This is a genomic window from Streptomyces sp. NPDC101225, assembly GCF_044767585.1.
In the GTDB taxonomy this organism is placed as follows: domain Bacteria; phylum Actinomycetota; class Actinomycetes; order Streptomycetales; family Streptomycetaceae; genus Streptomyces.
The window spans coordinates 12,546-30,300 of sequence record NZ_JBIWOE010000029.1 but is presented as its reverse complement, the minus strand read 5'-3'; the positions used below and the strand labels follow the sequence as shown (position 1 = coordinate 30,300).

General features: G+C 71.1%; 11 protein-coding genes and 2 pseudogenes. 5 read left to right on the top strand and 8 right to left on the bottom strand.

All coding sequences use genetic code 11. From position 1 onward, the window contains the following. Window positions 1-26: 26 nt before the first annotated feature. Entirely contained in the window at window positions 27-965 is a 939-nt protein-coding gene (locus tag ACIRPX_RS31835; protein ID WP_404201712.1) for a S41 family peptidase, read from the bottom strand. A gap of 111 nt (window positions 966-1,076) precedes the next feature. On the opposite strand from ACIRPX_RS31835, the gene ACIRPX_RS31830 reads away from it, so the two are divergent. The 3 genes from ACIRPX_RS31830 (at window position 1,077) to ACIRPX_RS31820 (ending at window position 4,278) form a co-directional block, all read left to right on the top strand. Further along, complete coding sequence (locus ACIRPX_RS31830; RefSeq protein ID WP_404201710.1) at window positions 1,077-1,703, top strand: LysE family translocator; 627 nt, start codon at window positions 1,077-1,079, stop codon at window positions 1,701-1,703. Between the two features lie 117 nt (window positions 1,704-1,820). Next, entirely contained in the window at window positions 1,821-2,555 is a 735-nt protein-coding gene (locus ACIRPX_RS31825) for a Clp protease N-terminal domain-containing protein (RefSeq protein ID WP_404201708.1), read from the top strand. Between the two features lie 34 nt (window positions 2,556-2,589). Then, window positions 2,590-4,278, top strand: coding sequence for a bifunctional 3'-5' exonuclease/DNA polymerase (locus ACIRPX_RS31820; RefSeq protein WP_404201707.1), 1,689 nt, complete (start codon window positions 2,590-2,592; stop codon window positions 4,276-4,278). A 136-nt stretch (window positions 4,279-4,414) separates the two neighbouring features. Here ACIRPX_RS31820 and ACIRPX_RS31815 read toward each other — a convergent pair whose 3' ends face one another. The 3 genes from ACIRPX_RS31815 to ACIRPX_RS31805 all read right to left on the bottom strand — a co-directional run bounded on the left by ACIRPX_RS31815 (window position 4,415) and on the right by ACIRPX_RS31805 (window position 10,244). After that, window positions 4,415-7,750: a BTAD domain-containing putative transcriptional regulator gene (locus ACIRPX_RS31815; RefSeq protein WP_404201705.1), complete on the bottom strand. Its 3,336-nt coding sequence runs from the start codon at window positions 7,748-7,750 to the stop codon at window positions 4,415-4,417. A 362-nt stretch (window positions 7,751-8,112) separates the two neighbouring features. After that, a complete protein-coding gene (locus tag ACIRPX_RS31810) occupies window positions 8,113-9,006 on the bottom strand; it encodes a glycosyltransferase family 2 protein (protein ID WP_404201852.1) in 894 nt (297 codons plus the stop codon). Window positions 9,007-9,242: 236 nt separating this feature from the next. Further along, on the bottom strand, window positions 9,243-10,244 hold the full coding sequence (locus ACIRPX_RS31805) for a DUF389 domain-containing protein (RefSeq protein ID WP_404201703.1): 1,002 nt from the start codon (window positions 10,242-10,244) through the stop codon (window positions 9,243-9,245). Between the two features lie 239 nt (window positions 10,245-10,483). Here ACIRPX_RS31805 and ACIRPX_RS31800 point away from each other — a divergent pair, with 239 nt between their 5' ends. Continuing rightward, the gene (locus ACIRPX_RS31800) at window positions 10,484-11,809 is read left to right on the top strand and encodes a hypothetical protein (protein ID WP_404201701.1); all 1,326 of its coding nucleotides are present in this window, start codon (window positions 10,484-10,486) and stop codon (window positions 11,807-11,809) included. Between the two features lie 275 nt (window positions 11,810-12,084). Here the strand turns inward: ACIRPX_RS31800 and ACIRPX_RS31795 are convergent, their stop codons facing one another. The 3 genes and pseudogenes from ACIRPX_RS31795 to ACIRPX_RS31785 all read right to left on the bottom strand — a co-directional run. Then, window positions 12,085-12,711: a hypothetical protein gene (locus ACIRPX_RS31795; RefSeq protein WP_404201699.1), complete on the bottom strand. Its 627-nt coding sequence runs from the start codon at window positions 12,709-12,711 to the stop codon at window positions 12,085-12,087. 1 nt (window position 12,712) lies between these two features. Further along, the gene (locus ACIRPX_RS31790) at window positions 12,713-13,363 is read right to left on the bottom strand and encodes a hypothetical protein (RefSeq protein WP_404201698.1); all 651 of its coding nucleotides are present in this window, start codon (window positions 13,361-13,363) and stop codon (window positions 12,713-12,715) included. Between the two features lie 83 nt (window positions 13,364-13,446). Next, window positions 13,447-16,863: pseudogene (locus ACIRPX_RS31785) on the bottom strand (RHS repeat domain-containing protein); the annotation flags it as partial. Window positions 16,864-16,960: 97 nt separating this feature from the next. Between ACIRPX_RS31785 and ACIRPX_RS31780 the strand changes: the two are divergent. Next, window positions 16,961-17,302: pseudogene (locus tag ACIRPX_RS31780) on the top strand (transposase); the annotation flags it as partial. Here ACIRPX_RS31780 and ACIRPX_RS31775 read toward each other — a convergent pair. Next, window positions 17,236-17,679, bottom strand: a complete 444-nt coding sequence (locus ACIRPX_RS31775) for an ankyrin repeat domain-containing protein (protein ID WP_404201696.1) — start codon at window positions 17,677-17,679, stop codon at window positions 17,236-17,238. The pseudogene ACIRPX_RS31780 and the gene ACIRPX_RS31775 overlap by 67 nt on opposite strands. Between the last annotated feature and the right edge of the window lie 76 nt (window positions 17,680-17,755).

Below are 17,755 nucleotides of genomic sequence, written 5' to 3'. Positions count from 1 at the left end.
CACCGACAACCGGGCCGGACGCCGGCTCAGCCGTGGATCAGGGCCAGCGCCCGGTCGAGCGCGTCGGGGGCCGGGCAGGGGACGTCGGGAAGGACGCCGGTGCCCTCCCAGTTGGTGCCGGAGACCGGGTTGACCGCCCGTCCGACCGGGATCGTGGCCTCCAGGTTCGGGTGGACCGTCCAGCCTTCGCGGGGGTGGGCGCCGCCGCGGGTGGTCTCCCCCACGACGGTCGCGCGGCCCAGCTGCTGGAGGTCGTAGGCGAGTTCCTCGGCGGCGGAGAAGGTGCTCGGGCCGGTGAGGACGTGGACCGGCTTGGTGCCGCCGAAGCGGGCGCCTGGGACGTGCGGCAGGCTCCAGGACTGGTCGTACCGGTCGCCCTCGCGCGCGTACATCGTGTTGAGGTGGGTGCGCTCCTCCAGGAGGTAGCTGCAGACGAAGGCGACGGTCTCCGGGTCGCCGCCGCGGTTGGACCTGAGGTCGAGGATCAGCGCGTCGGCGGGCGCGACGAGGGTGAGGGCGGCGGCCAGCGGCCCGGCGGACCAGGCGAGCGGGAAGAGCAGCGGGGCCAGTTCGAGCAGGGCGGCGCCGCCGTCCAGGAGCTGGACGCGCGGGACCCCGCCCAGGGACGCGTCGAAGTCGCGCCGCATCGCCGCCAGGGCGGCCTCGCCCTGCCCGCGCGGCACCTGCTCCGGGTGGTACTTGAGGCGCAGGTGCGGATCGCCGTTGACCGACTGCAGGTCCGCGGTGACCAGGTCGCCGAGCTCCTCGGCGCTCCGGACGTCGTAGGCGCCCTCCGCCAGCCGCCGGCGCAGCAGCGCGACCAGCTGCTCGGCGATCTCGGGAAAGACGTAGTGCCCGGCCAGGAGCCGTACGGTCTCGTCGACGACCGCGGGAACGTCGGGGACGGCGGCCGGGGCCGCTGAGGGTGCGTCAAAGGCGCCGGTCGCCGGCGTGGTCGTGGTCATGGCAGACGAGTCAATCACCGTACGCCCGGACCCCACACGCCGTTTTCCCCGGCTCGTCCCGCTCCCCGAAATTCGGTCGCCGCCGCGCCCGGCCCCTTCCAGCATGGCCGCATGGTGGACATGTCTTCGTACGCGGCCTTCCTAGTGGCCGCCTTCGCGCTCTGCATCACACCCGGCCCCGACATGATGTTCATCGTGGCGATGGGCGGACGGGGCGGGCCCAGGACAGGAGTGCTGGCCGCGTTCGGCGTCGCCTGCGCGATGTCGGTGCACACGGTCGCCGCCGCGCTCGGCCTGTCGGCGCTCTTCCTGGCGCTGCCGACGCTCTACCACGTGCTGCGCTGGGCGGGCGCGGCCTATCTCCTCCACCTCGCGGTCAAGGCCTTCCGGGACCGTGCGGTGCCGGTGGAGGAGGGGGCGCCGGCCGGGCCGGGCCGGCGGCGCGCCTTCTGGCAGGGGGCCGTCACCAATCTGCTCAACCCGAAGGTGATCCTCTTCAACGTCTCCTTCCTGCCGCAGTTCGTGGACCCCTCACTGGGTCATGTGCGCGAGCAGTTCCTGGTCTTCGGTCTGACGATCACGGTCATGGGGTTCTGCGTGGACGGCTCGGTCGGGCTGCTCTCCGGGCGCCTCTCCGCGCTGCTGCGCCGCAGCCGACGGGTGGCGCGCGGGCTGAACATCGTCAGCGGGACGGTCTTCACGGGGCTGGCGGTGCGGCTGGCGGCCACACCGAAGTGAAGGCACGCGCGTCCGAGTGACGGCAGGCATGCGTGCGTGAGCGCACGCGTGCGTGGCTGCGATGGAGGGTGTCAACCGACGGTTGACACCCTCCATGTGTCAACCTAAGGTTGACACATGGAGACCAATCCCGGCATCACGTCATCCGTGCGTCTCGACGACCTGATCGCGGCCATCAAGAAGGTCCACTCCGCACCCCTCGACCAGCTCCAGGACGCGGTCATCGCCGCGGACCACCTCGGCGAGGTGGCCGACCACCTGATCGGCCACTTCGTGGACCAGGCCCGGCGCTCGGGAGCGTCCTGGACGGACATCGGCCAGAGCATGGGGGTCACCCGGCAGGCGGCGCAGAAGCGCTTCGTGCCCAAGGAGTCGACCGCTCTCGACCCCAACCAGGGCTTCGGGCGCTACACCCCGCGTGCCCGCAACGTGGTGATGACGGCGCACAACGAGGCCAGGGCCGCGGGCAACACCGAAGTCGCCCCGGCCCACCTGATCATCGGCCTGCTCGCCGAACCGGACGGCCTGGCCGCCAAGGCGATGGTCCTGCAGGGCGTCTCCCTCGACGCCGTGCGCGAGGCCGCGACCGCCGCGCTCGCGCCGGGCGCCGAGGAGGTCCCCGAACTGGTCCCGTACTCCTCCGACGCCAAGAAGGTCCTGGAGCTCACCTTCCGGGAGGCGCTACGCCTCGGTCACAACTACATCGGCACCGAGCACATCCTGCTGGCCCTGCTGGAGTTCGAGCACGGCTCGGGGGTCCTGTCCGGCGTCGGTCTGGCGAAGCATCCCGTGGAGGCCGAGCTCGCCAAGGCGCTGCAGGGGTATCTGCAGCCCCCGCCCACGCAGGGCTGACGCCGTTGTCGGACCCCCCTGCGACACTCGCAGCATGGCCGACCGCTGGGCGCTCGCTCCGGCCGAGGACGGTGGCGTGGAGATCGCCCCCCTCGGTCCGGACGGGCTGCTCGCCGGAGCGGTCCGCTGGGAGCCCGACCTCGCGACGGCCGTGCGGGCGCGGCCGGACGTCGCGCGATGGGTGTGGCGGTCCACGGCCGAGGTGTATCCGCGTCTGCTCGCCACGGGGGTGCGGGTGGAGCGGTGCTACGACGTCGAGGACGCCGAGACCCTCCTGCTCGGCCACGAGGGAAGGTACGGCGAGCCCCGCTCGGCGGCCGCCGCCCTGGCCCGCCTGCGCGGCGGCCCCGTACCGCCCGACCCGCCTCCGCGGGCCGCCGCACCAGGCGCGCAGTCCTCCCTGTTCGAGCCGCAGGCCGTGCACGTCCCGCTGCCCGACCTCGTCGAGGTCTACGCCGGTCAGCAGCGCCGGCACGACACGACCACGCACCCCGACCGGATGCGGCTGCTGACCGCGGCCGAGTCGGCGGGCATGCTGGTCGCCGCCGAGATGAACCGCGCGGGGCTGCCGTGGAGCGCCGAGGTGCACCGCCGGGTGCTGCACGAACTGCTCGGCGAGCGGTACGCGGGCGGAGGCGAGCCCCGCCGCCTGGCCGAGCTCGCCGACGAGGTGTCCGCCGCCTTCGGCCGCCGGGTGCGGCCGGATCTGCCCGCGGACGTCGTCAAGGCGTTCACCCGGGCCGGCATCAAGGTCAGGTCGACCCGGCGCTGGGAGATCGAGTCCCTCGACCACCCGGCTGTGAAGCCACTGCTGGAGTACAAGAAGCTGTACCGCATCTGGGTCGCCCACGGCTGGTCCTGGCTCCAGGACTGGGTGCGCGACGGGCGGTTCAGGCCCGAGTTCCTCGCCCACGGGACCGTGACGGGGCGCTGGGTCACCCATGGCGGAGGTGCCCTGCAGATCCCCAAGGTCATCCGGCGCGCGGTGGTCGCCGACCCCGGCTGGCGGCTGGTCGTCGCGGACGCCGACCAGATGGAACCGCGCGTGCTCGCGGCCATCTCCCGCGACCCGGGGCTGATGGAGGTGGCCGGCCGCGAGACCGACCTCTACCAGTCCGTCTCCGACCGGGCCTTCTCCGGCGACCGCGCCCAGGCCAAGCTCGCCGTGCTCGGCGCGGTCTACGGCCAGACCTCGGGCGACGGCCTGAAGAACCTCGCCGCGCTCAGACGCCGGTTTCCCCGGGCGGTGGCCTACGTGGACGACGCGGCGCGCGCGGGCGAGGAGGGACGGCTCGTACGGACCTGGCTGGGGCGGACGTGCCCGCCGGCGGCCGGGGCGGGTGACGCGGTCGAGGAGGCCGGCATCCCGCAGGACGACCCGGCCGAGTCCGCCGCCGGTGACGAGTGGGTGCCGGGTTACGCCTCCACGAACACCCGCGCCCGCGGCCGCTTCGCCCGCAACTTCGTCGTCCAGGGCAGCGCGGCCGACTGGGCTCTGCTGCTGCTCGCCGCACTGCGGCAGACCTGTGCGGACATGGCGGCCGAGCTGGTCTTCTTCCAGCACGACGAGGTGATCGTGCACTGCCCCGAGGAGGAGGCCGAGGCCGTGGTGAAGGCCATCCGGGAGGCGGCGGAGCTGGCGGGCCGGCTGACGTTCGGGCCGACACCGGTGCGGTTCCCCTTCACGACCGCGGTGGTGGAGTGCTACGCCGACGCGAAGTGAGGGAGTGAGGGAGTGAGGGAGTGAGGGAGTGAGGGAGTGAGGGAGGCGTGAGGGACGGGAGCGCCGCGCCGGCGGTGGCGGGTCCGGTTTCCGACTGCGGTTGCGGTTGCGGTTGCGGTTGCGGTTGCGGTTGCGGTCAGCGTGCGTCCGCCGTGGCCAGCAGCTCCCGCAGCTCCGCCACCACGGACTTCTCGTCCGTCCCGTCCAAGGCGTCGAGGGCGCCGCGCCATTCCGCGCAAGCCTCCTCCCCGTGCCCCCGCTCCCGCAGCAGGAGCCCGCGCTGGTGACGGGCGAGACCGCCCGTGTAGCGGTCGGACCGGACGTCCGCGCGCCGGAGCAGCTCGGCACACTCGTCGCCGGCCCGTTCCGTACGGCCCAGCAGCCGTAGCGCCCGTACCAGGCCGAGCCGGGTCTGCGACTCGCCGTGCCAGTCGCCGTGGCCGCCGAGGATGCGCAGGCTCTCCTCGAAGTGGGGTACGGCGGCGGCCGGTTCACCGAGGGCGAGGTGGGCGTAGCCGATGTTGCAGTGCGCGGAGTGCTGCACGATCACGGCACCGATCTCGTCGCCGATGGCGAGCGAGCGCCGGTGCTGCTCGATCGCGGCCCGCGGGTCGGTGTGCTCGTACAGGTTGCCGAGGTGGCTGCGGATCACGGCCTCGCCCTGCGGGTCGCTCAACTGCCGTGAGTACTCCAGGCTCTGGCGCAGGGCCCGCCCCGACTCCTCGTAGCGGCCGAGTCCTTCGAGCAGCAGGCCGCGGTTGTTGAGGCAGCGGCGCAGCCGGGAGACATGGCCGAGCCGGCGCCAGATCGTCAGCGCCCGGTCGTTGAGGGCCAGGGCCTCGCTCTGCTGTCCGGTCAGGAAGTGCAGACCGGCGAGATCGCCCAGCGCGTACGCCTCGGCGGCCTCGTCACCGAGCCGCCGTGCCGCGCGCAGACCGGCCCGGCCGAGCACCTCCATCTCGGCGACACGGCCGCTGCGCTGCACGTACGGGAAGAAGAGGCGGATCAGCGCGGAGATGCGGGCGGCTCTCCCCACGTCGTCCACATCGTCCACGTGGCGCTCGACGAGAGTGATGATGTTCGCCAGCTCCATGTCGCCCCAGGCGAAGGCCTGTTCGGCGCATTCGAAGCCGGGGAGGGCGGCGACGTGCGCCGCGTGGTCCGGGAGCTGGGCCGCGGTCGGACGGCGGCGGTCGTCCCGGTCGAGGCCCGGCTCCACGATCGCGGTGAGGACGAGCTCGGCGACGGCGGCGTACCAGGGCAGGGCGGAGTCGACGTCACCGGTTCCCTGGGCCAGCTCACGGGCGAAGTCGCGGACCAGGTCGTGCGGGGCGTAGCGGCCGTACGCCGTCTCCTCCAGGAGGGCCACGTCGACGAGCCGGTCCAGCGCGGCCTCGGCGCGGCGTGCGTCGATGCCGACGAGGTGGGCGAGCAGGGGCGCGCCGTAGGCGGGCAGGTCGAGCGTGCCGATGCCCCGCAGGGCGAGGGCCGCGTCGCGGTCCGCCTCGCGCTCCGAGGCGGCGAGTGCGTCGTGGGCGACGGCCAGGGAGCGGCGGACGCTCAGGTCGTCGTATTCGAGGTGGTGCAACCGGTCGCCGGTGGCGTCCAGTTGGCGGGCCAGTACGTCCGGGGTGAGCGCGTGGCGGGCGGCGAGGCGGGCGGCGACGATGCGCAGCGCGAGGGGGAGGCGGCCGGTGAGGGCGACGAGCGGGTGGGCGGCGTCCAGGGCGTCGCGGCCGGAGGCCGCTCTCAGCAGCGCCGCGCTCTCCTCGGCACTCAGCGGCGCGAGCGGAAAACGGCGGGCGCCGTCGAGCGTGGTCAGGGGCGAGCGGCTCGTGATGATCACGGCGCAGCCGGGGCCGGCCGGCAGCAGGGGGCGCACCTGCGCGGCGTTCGCGGCGTCGTCGAGGAGCAGGAGGGTGCGGGTGGGGGCGAGTTTGCTGCGCAGCAACGCGGCCGCGGCGTCGGGGTGTTCGGGGATGTGACGGGGCTCCGTGCCCAGGTCTCTCAGCAGCGCGGTGAGGGACTGGGCGGGGGTGAGGGGGGTCACGCCGGGGGTGGCGCCGTGCAGGTTGAGGTAGAGCTGGCCGTCGGGGAAGTGCGGGCGGATCCGGTGGGCGGTGTGCAGGGCGAGAGCGCTCTTGCCCACGCCGGCCATCCCGCTGATCACCACGTGGTTCCGGCGGGTGAGGAGGGTGTGCCGCAGGGTGGGCTGTTCTGCTGCTCTGCCGGTGAAGTGCGGTGGGGGTGGGGGAAGTTGGGCGAGCGCGGTGGTGTGGGAGGCGGGGGGCCGGCTGTCGGCCGGGGTCGGGTTGCCGGACGGGTTCGAGTTGCCGGGCGGGTACGGGTTGCCCGACGGGTTCGAGTTACCGGACGGGTTCGGGTTGCCCGACGGGTTCGAGTTACCGGACGGGTTCGGGTTGCCCGACGGGTTCGAGTTGCCCGACGAGTTCGAGTTACCGGACGGGTTCGGGTTGCCCGACGGGTGCCCACCCGTGTCGCCGGTGGTGCTTTCGGGGTGGGGTGGGGGTGGCCCCTGTGGTGTCTTCCGGCCGCCGGCGGTCACGGGTTCGGCTGCGGGCCGGGCCGTTTCCCTCAGTACCTCCGCGTGCGCCCCTCTCACCGACTGGCCCGGTTCCACACCCAGTTCTTCCCTCAGCCGGGCGCGCAGGTCCCGGTGCACCGCCAGCGCTTCTGCCTGGCGGCCGGTGCGGTGGAGGGCGAGCATCAGCTGGCGGTGGTAGGACTCGCGCAGGGGGTGTTCGGCGGTCAGGGCGGACAGTTCGGGGACGATGCCGTCCAGTCGGGCGTCGCCCACGGCGAGTTCCGCGTCGTAGCGCCACTCCAGGAGAAGGAGGCGGGCCTCCCCCAGGCGCCGGGTGAGGGCGTGGCCGCCGAACTCCGGGGGAAGACCGTCGAGCGGGGTGCCCCGCCAGAGGGCCAGCGCGGACGTGCACTCCCTGACGACGCGCTCCCAGTTGCGGGTGGTGTGGGCGCCGCGTGCCGTGGCGAGGTGGCGTTCGAAGACATGGACGTCCAGCTCGCCCTGCTCGACCCGCAGCAGATAGCCGGGCGGCACCGCGCGCAGCCGGTCCGGATCGTCGAGCAGCCTGCGCAGACGGGCCACGTGGTTGTGCAGGGAGGCCTGCGCGGACGCGGGCGGCGCCCCGGCCCACAGCGCGTCCTTGAGCGACTCGACCGAGACGACGCGGCCGGCTTCGAGGAGCAGGGCGGCGAGCAGGGTGCGGACCTTGGGGCTGCCGACGGTTCGCACGTCGGCGTTGCCGGCCGCGTCAGTGCTACCGGCAACGTCGGTGTAGCCCGCCGCGTCGGTATCGCCCGCCGCCTCGATATTGCCCGCCGCGTCGGCGGCACCGGCCTCCTCGGCGTTGCCCGCCGCCTCGTCGACGTCGTAGAGAACCGGCGGTCCCAGCAGCCCGAACCGCAGCCCGCACCGACCCACGCCGCCCACTGCCTTCCCGGGTTCCTGGCGGACATCCGCCCTAGTCACGGCGGTTTCGCGCCAATCGGCCATGGCCGGAAGGGAGAACCGTTGGCCACATGTTAGCGATCCGTTGGTGCGGCCTGATGTGATCACTTCATCGGATCTGGCCCGGGGGTGCGCGCGTACGACGCGCAACTCGGGGGAGTGACGCCGCCGTGGCCGGATCCGGGGACGTCGGAGGGTCCCGGTCGGCGGAGGTGAACGACTGGGACCCTCGTCCCCTCTTCTTACCTTTCTGCTCTTCTCCTCTTCCGTGCCGGGGTCCTCGTCCCGCGTCTCCTCTTCCGTGCCGAGGTCCTCGCCCCGCGTCCGCTCGGCCGCAGGCCGGGTCAGACCACCGGCGGCCGCCCGAGCCGCGACAGCCGCCAGACCGTCCGCCACCGCATCGGCCGCCGCTCGCCGGCCGGCTCCCGCAGGCCCTCCACGAAACCGCCGAACCAGGCGCGCAGCCCCGCGCGCGAACGGCTCCGTACGAGAGTGAGCAGCGTCCAGACGCCGAGGTGGACGGGGATCAGCGGGAGCGGGAGGCGGCGGCGGACCAGCCAGACCCTGTTGCGGGCGGTCACACGGTGGTAGATGGCGTGCCGGGCCGGTGAGGTCTTCGGGTGCTGGAGCAGCAGTTCCGGCGCGTACAGGATGCGCCAGCCGGCGTCGGCGGCGCGCCAGGCCAGGTCGGTCTCCTCATGGGCGAAGAAGAACTGGGCGGGCCAGTCCCCGATCTCCTCGATCATGGCCGACCTGAGGGCGTGGCCACCGCCGAGGAACCCGGTGACGTAGCCGCCCCGCATGGGGTCGGCGGCACCGAGCCGGGGCACGTGCCGCTGCTGGGTCTCACCGTGCTCGTCCGCGATGCGGAAGCCGACGATGCCGAGCTTCGGGTCGGCCGCGAACAGGTCCCGTACCCGGCGCAGCACGTCGGCGTCGACGAGCAGGCCGTCGTCGTCCAGCTCCACGACGACGTCGATGTCCCCGAAGCTCCTCAGCCGGGCCAGCGCCTGGTTGCGTCCGCCCGGGCAGCCGAGGTTCTCGTCGAGTTCGAGGAGGGTGACCTCACCGGGCAGCGACAGCCGCTCGGCGAAGTCGGGCAGCGGGCAGCCGTTGCCGACGACCACGATCCGCGCGGGGGCGACGTCCTGCTTGGCCACGGACTCCAGCAGGGCGTCGACCTCGTCGGGCCGGTTTCCCATGGTCACCACCGCTACGGCGATCCTCGGCGTTCGCAGGTCCCCCATGCCCTCACCTCATCCCGGCCGCCGTCAATTCCGGCCGCGATGCTAGCCGTTAACGGTAAGGACCGCCTGAGGATGCCGATTCGTGGACCATATCGGTCTCGGGAACGCCCTCGCGGCGGGCGAGGACGGGGCTGCCCTGACCCCTGGGTGTCCGGCCCGGGTCGCGCGCGGCCGGCGATCGACCTCGACAGCTGGGCCGCGCCCGCACGGTGACACGGACGCGAGGCTCAGCCGCCGACCTCTCCGACGTCGATGCGCCGGCCCCGCGAGGCATCCACCACGACCGGGATGCCGTCCGGGATCCGTCCCTCGAGCAGGTCGAGCAGGGACTGCACCGGCGGAAGTTCTCCTGGGGTACGCACGTGGATGTACATCGTCCGGGATTTCGCGTCGACACTCGTGACGGACGCGCCCGGATCGTCGGCGAGCCACTGCTGCGCCGCGTCCTTGGTCCGGCCGGTCCACGCGTTGAGCAGCAACGTGGTCACCGTGTTGGCCGTCAGCGGAACGAGCACGACCACGAACAGCAGGGCCATGGCGGCGGATGCCCTGCCGGCGGGGCGCCCGGCCGCCTTGTCGGCCTCCTTTGCGTAACCGAGCGAGGCGAACACCAGCATGCCGGCGAAGACGAGGGCGAAGAGGTTCGACACGAACAGCGCAAGCGCGCCCAGCGCCAGCCATCCCGACAGCTTTCCCAGGCACACCCCCGCCACCACCAGGGGCGGGACGAGCGAGATGGCGATCGCGACTCCGGGCAGCACGGCGGCGACGTCCCGACGGGCCAGCGCGACCGCGCCGGCCAGGCCGGTCGCGAGGGCGGCGATCAGGTCCATCAGTCCCGGCGATGTGCGTGACGAGATCTGGCTGTTGGACAACAGGTCGTAGTCACTGGGGAGGACCGGCGACATGACCATCCCGACCGCGATCACCAGCAGGCACGCGAGGAGGACGACCAGGACCGATCCGGTGCGGCGGCGCTGCACCGACCCGAGGGCGATGCCCATGATCGGCGTGGAGAGCGGCGCGATGATCATGGCGCCGATCACGGTCGCCGTCGAGTCCGTGAGCACCCCGCCGGCCGCGATGACCGAAGACAGCGTCAGCATCGTCCAGAAGGCCGAACGCTTGGACGTGCTGTCCCCGGACGACAGGACCAGGTCCTGGGTCAGTTCGTCCAACGAGCGGCGCTGAGAGGCCGGCAGGACCAGGGCGCGAACCTTGCTGAGCATGCCTCCAAACAACCACGTTCAGCGCCGTGGGGACAGGCAGGACACGAGCACACGACTCCGGCCCAGATCCTGAGCTCGGTGCCCGGTGCCCGGTGCCCGGTGCCCGGTGCCCGGTGCCCGGTGCTCGGTGCCCGGTGCCCTGCGCTCGTGCCCGGTGCCCGGTGCGGACCGCGGCGCAGGCGACGGAGCGTCATGAGCCCGGATCCGCTGCGTCGGTTCGGGTTCAGTAGCGTGGAGCGATGACAACACGCGGGGGGAGGCTCGCAGTCGTCGCGAGTCTGGCAGCCGGCGCGGCCCTGGTACTGGGCGGATGCGGCCGGATCAACGCAGGGGACACCGGCGCCGGGGACACGAGCACGGAGGGCACGAGCGCGGCGGAACTCGGGTTCAAGAGGTATGCGGGCGCGGTGGACTACCCGTCGGTGACCGGCCCGCACAACAAGGGGTACGTGGCCCCCGGCGAGGGCCTGCGCCAGCTGGTGTCGCTGGGCGACTGCGCCCTCGGCGAGGGGACGTACGCCAACGGGTACCACTACGTGAACGTCAACTGGACCGGTTCCGGAGGCTGTACGAAGTTCTCGATCACCCCGAAGCCGGGTGCCGACAAGGAGGCCGACGTGCCGTACTCCATGCGTGGCGGCTGGCCCGGCGGCGGCCTGCCGGGCGACGTGGTGGTGCCGTGGGACGACGGCTCGCTGATCGGGGTCGGTGCCACGTTGACCCGCCGGACGCCGGACGGCGAGCAGTCCCGGCTCGCCACCCTGCCCCTGACGTTCAACACCCACCCCGAGCAGGAGACCGCGGACGACGCCTCGGTGAACACCGCGGTGAAGGTCGGCTCGGTCCTGCTGATCGGCGGCGGCCAGACCGTCGACCGGGTGGGGTCTCCGTTCGTGTTCGCCTCCGACGACGGGGGCGAGACCGTACGTCGCGTGCCGCTGCCGACGATCCACGGCCGGCAACCGTCCACACCCGTGGGCGACTTCGGCGTCAACGGCACGGAGGTCGTCGCCTTCGGCGCGGCGGCGACCAACGCCTACGACTTCCACCCCTCGGGCACGATCCCGTTCTGGCGCAGCACGGACGGCGGCGGGCACTGGACCTCCGGCGACATCGCCGGGATGCCACCCGGCACGCGGGTGCGCCGCGTCCTGTACGCGTCGGGCCACTGGTTCGCCGTGGGCGGCCGTGCCAGGGCCGGTGCCTTCTACGACTCCCTCCCGCTCGTTCTCACCAGCCAGGACGGCACCCACTGGACCCGGATGGACACGGCGGGCATGGGCACCGGTGAGATCACCGCCGCGACCGTCGACTCCGCGGGCCACCCGGTCCTGGTCGGCTCGTCCCCCCAGCCCAAGTCCAAGCCGAACACCCGCACGGTGCTGTGCGGTGTCGTCTGGACCGGCAACGGAACGCCCACGGGCTGGAAACGCGGCAGCCTCGGCTGCAGCGAGGACCCCCCGAAAACAGCCGTCACCCTCGCGGACGGGCGGGTGCTGATCGCGGGCAACCGGGACCTCTGGCTCTCCCGAAGCCCGGGGCCTGGGCACGGCCACGGATCGTGATCTCCTCCCGCGACGGGCTCGCGATCACAGGCTTCGCGAGATCGGCCAGGCCCGCGGGGGCAGCCGGGCGAACGGGGAAGGCAAGCTCGATGACGCTCGTCACGTACGAGGCTGCCGTCAACGGGCCGCGCACGGTCGTCGGGCGATGTGCCCGGTCTGGCCGCTCCCGGGGTGTTCCCGTCCGAGCACGGACAAGGCCCTCCATCCGGTCATGGAGGGCCTTCAGGTCTTGGACCTGACTTTCTGGAGCCGCCTTCGGGATTCGAACCCGAGACCTACGCATTACGAGACCATGTGTGGTCGTCGAACCGGCGCAGGAGATCAGACGGCTTCCGTGCACGCGAAGCGGGCAGGACTTCGCGTTCTCGGCGTGAGTCCTGCCCGCTCAGTCGTCGGTCAGTACGCGGCTGGTCGTCCTCGTACGGGTCCTCCGGCAACATGTGCCGCGCCATCTGGAGGAGCCGCTCCACCCGGGCCGGAACCGTCTCCGCCTCCTTCACGAGCCAGTAGGCGAGGAGAGCACTTCCCTTGGACGCTCCGGACAGAACTTCCTCGTACAGCGACCAGATTCCAGCCCGTACGGCGTCCTTGCATGCCTCGGCGAGGTCGTCGTCCACGATGACGAACGACCAGAGCAGGTCCAGGAACTGATTCCGGGCCGCCGACGAGATGTTCCGGTTCGCGAGCCCAGCCATCAGTACCCGGGCGACAGGGACCACAGTCGGCGTCGCCCAATTCTCCTGAAGCACGTGGAACTCGATGTCTCTCGGCTTGGCCTCGTCCAGTGTCTGCGAGCGGGCCATCCGCAGCAGTTCACCAGGGACGTGGTCCGCAGATCTGCAACTGCAGCAGGGAAACACGGACCAGTCGTACAGACCGATCTCCAACTCTATGGCGTTCAACTCAGCCGACTGCCCGGTCGGCCGTGATGCCCGCCCGTACTTCGAAGGGGAGATCACTCTCGGGGACGCTCAACCGTTCTCCAGGCACGGCGATGAGGACCTGGCTCAGTGATCGTCCGATGTCCCGTCCCGCCAGGTCGACCAGTTCCTCGTCGAGAGCAGCCAGCTCCAGGGCATCTATCGCTCGACGGTCCTGCCAGTGAGGCAGGTCCGCGACGGCCCAGCACCGCGCGCCGATGTCTTCTGCCGGGTCCGCGACGAGGGCGGCAAGACGTTCCGCTCGTGCGTCCCAAGGAAGCGGCCGGGGATCGAGCAGGCTTTCCTGCAAGGGAGAGGGGAGCCGATATCCGTGGTCGCGCACATAGTGTTTGACGAGCACTGGCGCTGTGTAAGTCACGCCACTGTGAGAGTAATATCGGTATTCCCCATTCCCCGTCGCGACGGGCTCTTCGGTGCAGAAATCGCAGTCGTGCTCGCCCAGTGTGCGGCTGACCGCCCGGCGGGACGCCCGCTCGAATGCATCGAGGACCTTCCGGGACATGGCCGGATGATCCCACTGTTGAATTCCGTGCTGCTTCCCGAGCCATCCGACACAAAGCAAGGGAAGCGGCGAATCCGCATAATCATAAGGTGACAGATCGAGGTGTTCCATCGTCGTACCCCAATTGCTTGTTCAGAAGAAGAGGGTGGCTCCAGCCACAGACCGAAGCCACCCGAAACCAGCCACCGACTGACTTATCCTCTCACACTGCGACAGGCGGCCCAGTGGCACATGCCCATATCCTCCGTCAGCAGATCACTGAGCTGAGTCCTTTCATCGACCACAGTCGAACCGTGACGGAAGGTGAATCCTTCACCTAGCGGCGCCAGCGTGTAATTCGGAATCTCATCCCCCGGCCAGGCGATTTCCGAGGGCTCCATACCGGGTCCACCGGGTCCGGTGATCCGGAGGCCGTGAAGATCAGTGATGGGCTTTCCATGCGGTCCGTAGAACGCCAGTGCCGTTCCTTCCGGAATCCGCACCGTCCCGTTCGAGCTGTGGTAGCTGCCGTGTCCATGAAAAGCCACTTCACCGTCGCCGCGATAGGCCGCATTCGTTCTCGTGGCTCCGCCCGACGTCGGGAGCCCGTCGTCCAAAAGGGACTTGGGTGTGGCGACGCGAGGCACCCGAACGGCGAGCCTCTCGGCGACCTTGGGCTGTTCCACTTTTCTGGCCGCGCCCGAGAACAGTCTGCCGAGCGCGCCCCGTACCACTCTCGCGACCGTGCCGGACTTCGACACCGCCTTGGCTTCCACGCCGACCCCGCCGGCGCCCGGCATGAAGGGGACGAGGAACTTGCCGATCCAGTACGAGATGTTGTACCAGGCGCCGCCCTGGTCCGGGCCCCGGACGGTCTTGTAGACGCTGACGAGGCCCTTGCCGGCGCGGTCGTCCCTGATCTTCTGGGCGTTGCCTGAGGTCCAGCCCATGGTGTCGGTGAACGAGTAGAAGCCCTCGGCGAGGTCGTAGTAGCCGTCGACGACGCCGTTCTTGAAGCCGCTCGCCGCCTTGCTGACCTTGTTGGTGACCTTGTCCCACCACTTCCACTGGCCGGTGGAGTCGCTGTAGGTGACCGGCGAGTTCTCGGCGTAGGCGTAGCCGTTCAGCTGCTGCGGATCGGTGAGGTCCATCACCGGGTCGACGCTGAGGAATCGGCCCGTGGTGGGGTCGTACTCGCGGGCGCCTAGGTGGGTCAGGCCGGTGTCGGCGGTGTCGTCCGTGCCACCGACGAAGCCCTTGCTGCCGGCCCAGGCCGTCGGTGGCGTGCCCCGGAGCCCTCCGAAGGGCTGGGTGCGGCGCTGGGTCAGCCGCTGGGTGGCCGCGTCGACCGCGAGTTGACCGGTGCCCTGGTGGTCGGCGAGGGCGAAGGTGACGCTGCCGTCGTCGGACCTGACGGCCTGGTGGCCGCCGCCCAGCGGGGTGTAGCGGGTCGCCTTCGCCTTGTCGGCCCCCTTGGTGAGGGTGACCTCGGTGTGGCCGAGGTAGAGCGTGGCTGCCGAGTCGGTGCGGCTGATCAGCCGGCTTCCGTCGGCGTCGTAGAGGTACTCGGTGTTCTTCCCCAACTCGGTGACCTTGGCCAGGTGGCCTTCGGCGTCCCAGTCGAGCTTCTGGTCCCCCCGTTCGGTGGTGTCGCCGATCTCGTCGTAGTCGTACGACTGCTCGGTGGTGCCGCCAGGGCGGCGGGTGGTGACCGACGTCAGGGTGTGCGGCTGGGCGCTGCCCGGCGCCGGATAGTGGTAGGTCCGCTCGGTGTCCTTGCCGCTGTCCCCCGAGGGGTCGTGCAGGGTTTCGGTGAGGCGGTTGCCGGTCTTGTCGTAGGTGAAGGACTGCCAGTACGGAGCCGGGCCACCCACCGCGGTGCCGGATGGGGCGTCGGCGCAGGTCTTGTCGCCCTGCGTCCATGCCTCGGTCAGCCGCTGGAGGTGGTCGTAGCCGAAGCACTGGTTGTCGGTGCCGGAGCGGGAGGTGTCCGAGACGGACAGGACGTTGCCCGCCTGGTCGTAGTGGTAGGTGTCGTACCGGTCGACTCCGGCCACGCCCTGCCGGTCCACCCGTGAGGTGGCCAGGCGCTGGGTGCCCCACTCGTAGGTGTTGGTCACCTGGACCGGCTTGGCGCCGACGGCCGTGCCGTACATCTTGTACTGGAGCGGCTTGCCGGTCTTGGAGTAGTTCGTCTCCGACTTGAAGCCGTCACCCAGAAGTGAGACGGGCCGCAGGGTGTCCGGCTCGTAGGTGTACGAGTAGCCGCCGCCCGGGAGGGAACCGGCCGCGGAGTAGCTCACGCCCTTGACCAGCCCGGAGGGCAGGTAGGAGGTGCCGGTCTGGTAGGTGCCGGCGAGGGCCCCCTCCTTCTCGGGGACGACCACCGCGGTCCGCGTCGGCCGGTAGAGACGGTCGTACTGGGTGATCTTCGTGCTGTAGGCGGCGCCGTCGACGTAGCGCGTGGACTCGGCGAGCAGGCCCTTGGCGCCACTGACCGTGTCGTACGTCCACTTCGCGCGGAGTGTGCCCGTCGTGGACCCCTCGCGCAGCTCGGTCTGGCGGTCGAGGCCGTCGTAGACGTGCGCGAGGACGGTGCCGCGGGCGTCCTTCGTGGTGGTGAGCAGTCCGCGGTCGTCGTAGGTGCGGATCGTGGTGCCCCGGTCGGGGTCGTCCATCCGGGTCTCACGGCCACGCTGGTCGTACTCGTAGCGCCAGGTGTTGCCGGCCGGATCGGTGACCTTCTCCAGCTGCCCCCTGGCCGTGTAACCGTACTTGGTGACGTCGTAGGCGGCCTCGGCGCTGCGGGCGTGGTGCCGGCGCAGTTCCGTGACCAGGCCGCGCGCGTTGGCGATCGCGGTGGTGGCGGTGGCCCCCTCCGGCGGGATCACCGTGGTGCGGTCACCGCCGTAGATCTTCCTGGTGATATCGAGAACGGTGCCGCCGTCACCGTTGCCGGCGATGTCCCGGGTCTCGGTCTCCCGGCCGAGCCCGTCGTAGGTGTGCCGGGTCCGGGTCTCCACGGTGAGCGCGTCGGCCGGCTTGAACAAGGCGCGGTTCGGAGCGGACTGGTCGTTGTAGTACGGCGCGAACGTCTTCGTCGTCAGACCACGCTCGTCGTAGAAGACGTCCGTGAGGACACGGCCGCCGTCCGGGCCCGGTTCCTGGGTCTGACGCTCGCGCAGAAAGCCGTCGTAGATGACGTACGAGGTGCGCTGCCCGCCGTTGTTGTCGAGGGTGCGGGTGCGGATCGCGACCGGCTTGCCCTCGTCGGTGAGGTAGTCGAACGCGTAGTTCGGGGTCTGGCTGGTGCGCCGGTCGGGCAGCCAGATCCTGCTGGAACGGCCGAGCGCGTCATAGGTGAACTCGGCGCGCTTGCCGTTGGGGTCGAGCTGGGCGGACGGCCGGCCACGCAGTGCCTCGAACTCCGTCACCGTGGACTGCGCCGTCGAAGCGGCGCCTGCGGTGGCTGGCGGGGACGTCTCGGTGAGCTTGGTGGGGAAGCCGCTGGCGGGGCTGTAGGCGGTGGTCGTCGTACGGCCGTCCTTGCGGGCCGTGCGGTTGGGCTTGCCGGTGCCGGTGATCGCGACGTTCGCGGTGAGGTCGGTGGTGGTCAGGCGGCGGCCGTAGGAGCGAGTTCCAGGTGGTCGACGACGAGATGCCCTTCGTACGCCACAACTGCACCTCACGGGCCGAGCAGGACGCCGACCACGTGTCACGCACCACGAATTCCCGACCGCTGGCCACCTCGCCGCCTACGCTGGTCTCGCCCCCGCGACCCGGAGCTCGGGTTCCTCGATCCGCGGCGAACAACCCTCCCGACGAGGAAACAAGCAGCTCAAACGGGCCTTCTTCCTCTCCGCGTTCGCCGCCCTGAGCGACCCGGCATCCCGGGCCTACTACGACAAGAAGATCGCCCAGGGCAAGCACCACACCCAAGCCCTGCTCTGTCTCGCCCGACGACGGGCCGACGTCCTTTTCGCCATGCTCCGCGACGGCACCTTCTACGAACCCCAGCCAGCCACGACAGACGGCCTCTGGGAGGAAGTCCCGTCCCCGCCCGGAAAGTGAGCAGCCACGTCATAGTTGGCGATCCGTCCCGCCAGCACCCTCGGGCTCAGGCCATGAGCGTTGTCCCGGTCAGGGTCAGCACCGGCTTCCAGAAGGAGCCGAATCGTCCCGCCTTCGCCGCGCGAACAGAACACCGCCCTCCACAACGACGTGTTGCCATGACGGTCGACGACATCGACCGCCGCCCCCGCGGCCAGCAACACTTCGACGACCGAGGAAGCTTGCGCCTGGGCAGCAAAATGCAGCGGAGTCCAACCCTCGGCATCGACAGCTCCCGGGTCAGCGCCCTCAGCCAGCAGCGCCCTCAGGCCATCCACGTCCCCGCCGGCAGCCGCATAGTGCACCGCGGTCCGATCCAGCCGATCCCGATCCGTCATGCCGACCCATCCTCACCCGGCTTGACCAAACAGATAGGGGCACCCCCCCACGGGATCTGTTGGATCCGAACAACTA

What these genes read in the sequence shown, in the direction of transcription:
- ACIRPX_RS31835 (WP_404201712.1), bottom strand. Translation starts at nt 965, where the DNA reads ATGACCACGACCACGCCGGCGACCGGCGCCTTTGACGCACCCTCAGCG.
- ACIRPX_RS31830 (WP_404201710.1), top strand. Translation starts at nt 1,077, where the DNA reads ATGGTGGACATGTCTTCGTACGCGGCCTTCCTAGTGGCCGCCTTCGCG.
- ACIRPX_RS31820 (WP_404201707.1), top strand. Translation starts at nt 2,590, where the DNA reads ATGGCCGACCGCTGGGCGCTCGCTCCGGCCGAGGACGGTGGCGTGGAG.
- ACIRPX_RS31805 (WP_404201703.1), bottom strand. Translation starts at nt 10,244, where the DNA reads ATGCTCAGCAAGGTTCGCGCCCTGGTCCTGCCGGCCTCTCAGCGCCGC.
- ACIRPX_RS31790 (WP_404201698.1), bottom strand. Translation starts at nt 13,363, where the DNA reads ATGGAACACCTCGATCTGTCACCTTATGATTATGCGGATTCGCCGCTT.
- ACIRPX_RS31800 (WP_404201701.1), top strand. Translation starts at nt 10,484, where the DNA reads ATGACAACACGCGGGGGGAGGCTCGCAGTCGTCGCGAGTCTGGCAGCC.
- ACIRPX_RS31775 (WP_404201696.1), bottom strand. Translation starts at nt 17,679, where the DNA reads ATGACGGATCGGGATCGGCTGGATCGGACCGCGGTGCACTATGCGGCT.
- ACIRPX_RS31825 (WP_404201708.1), top strand. Translation starts at nt 1,821, where the DNA reads ATGGAGACCAATCCCGGCATCACGTCATCCGTGCGTCTCGACGACCTG.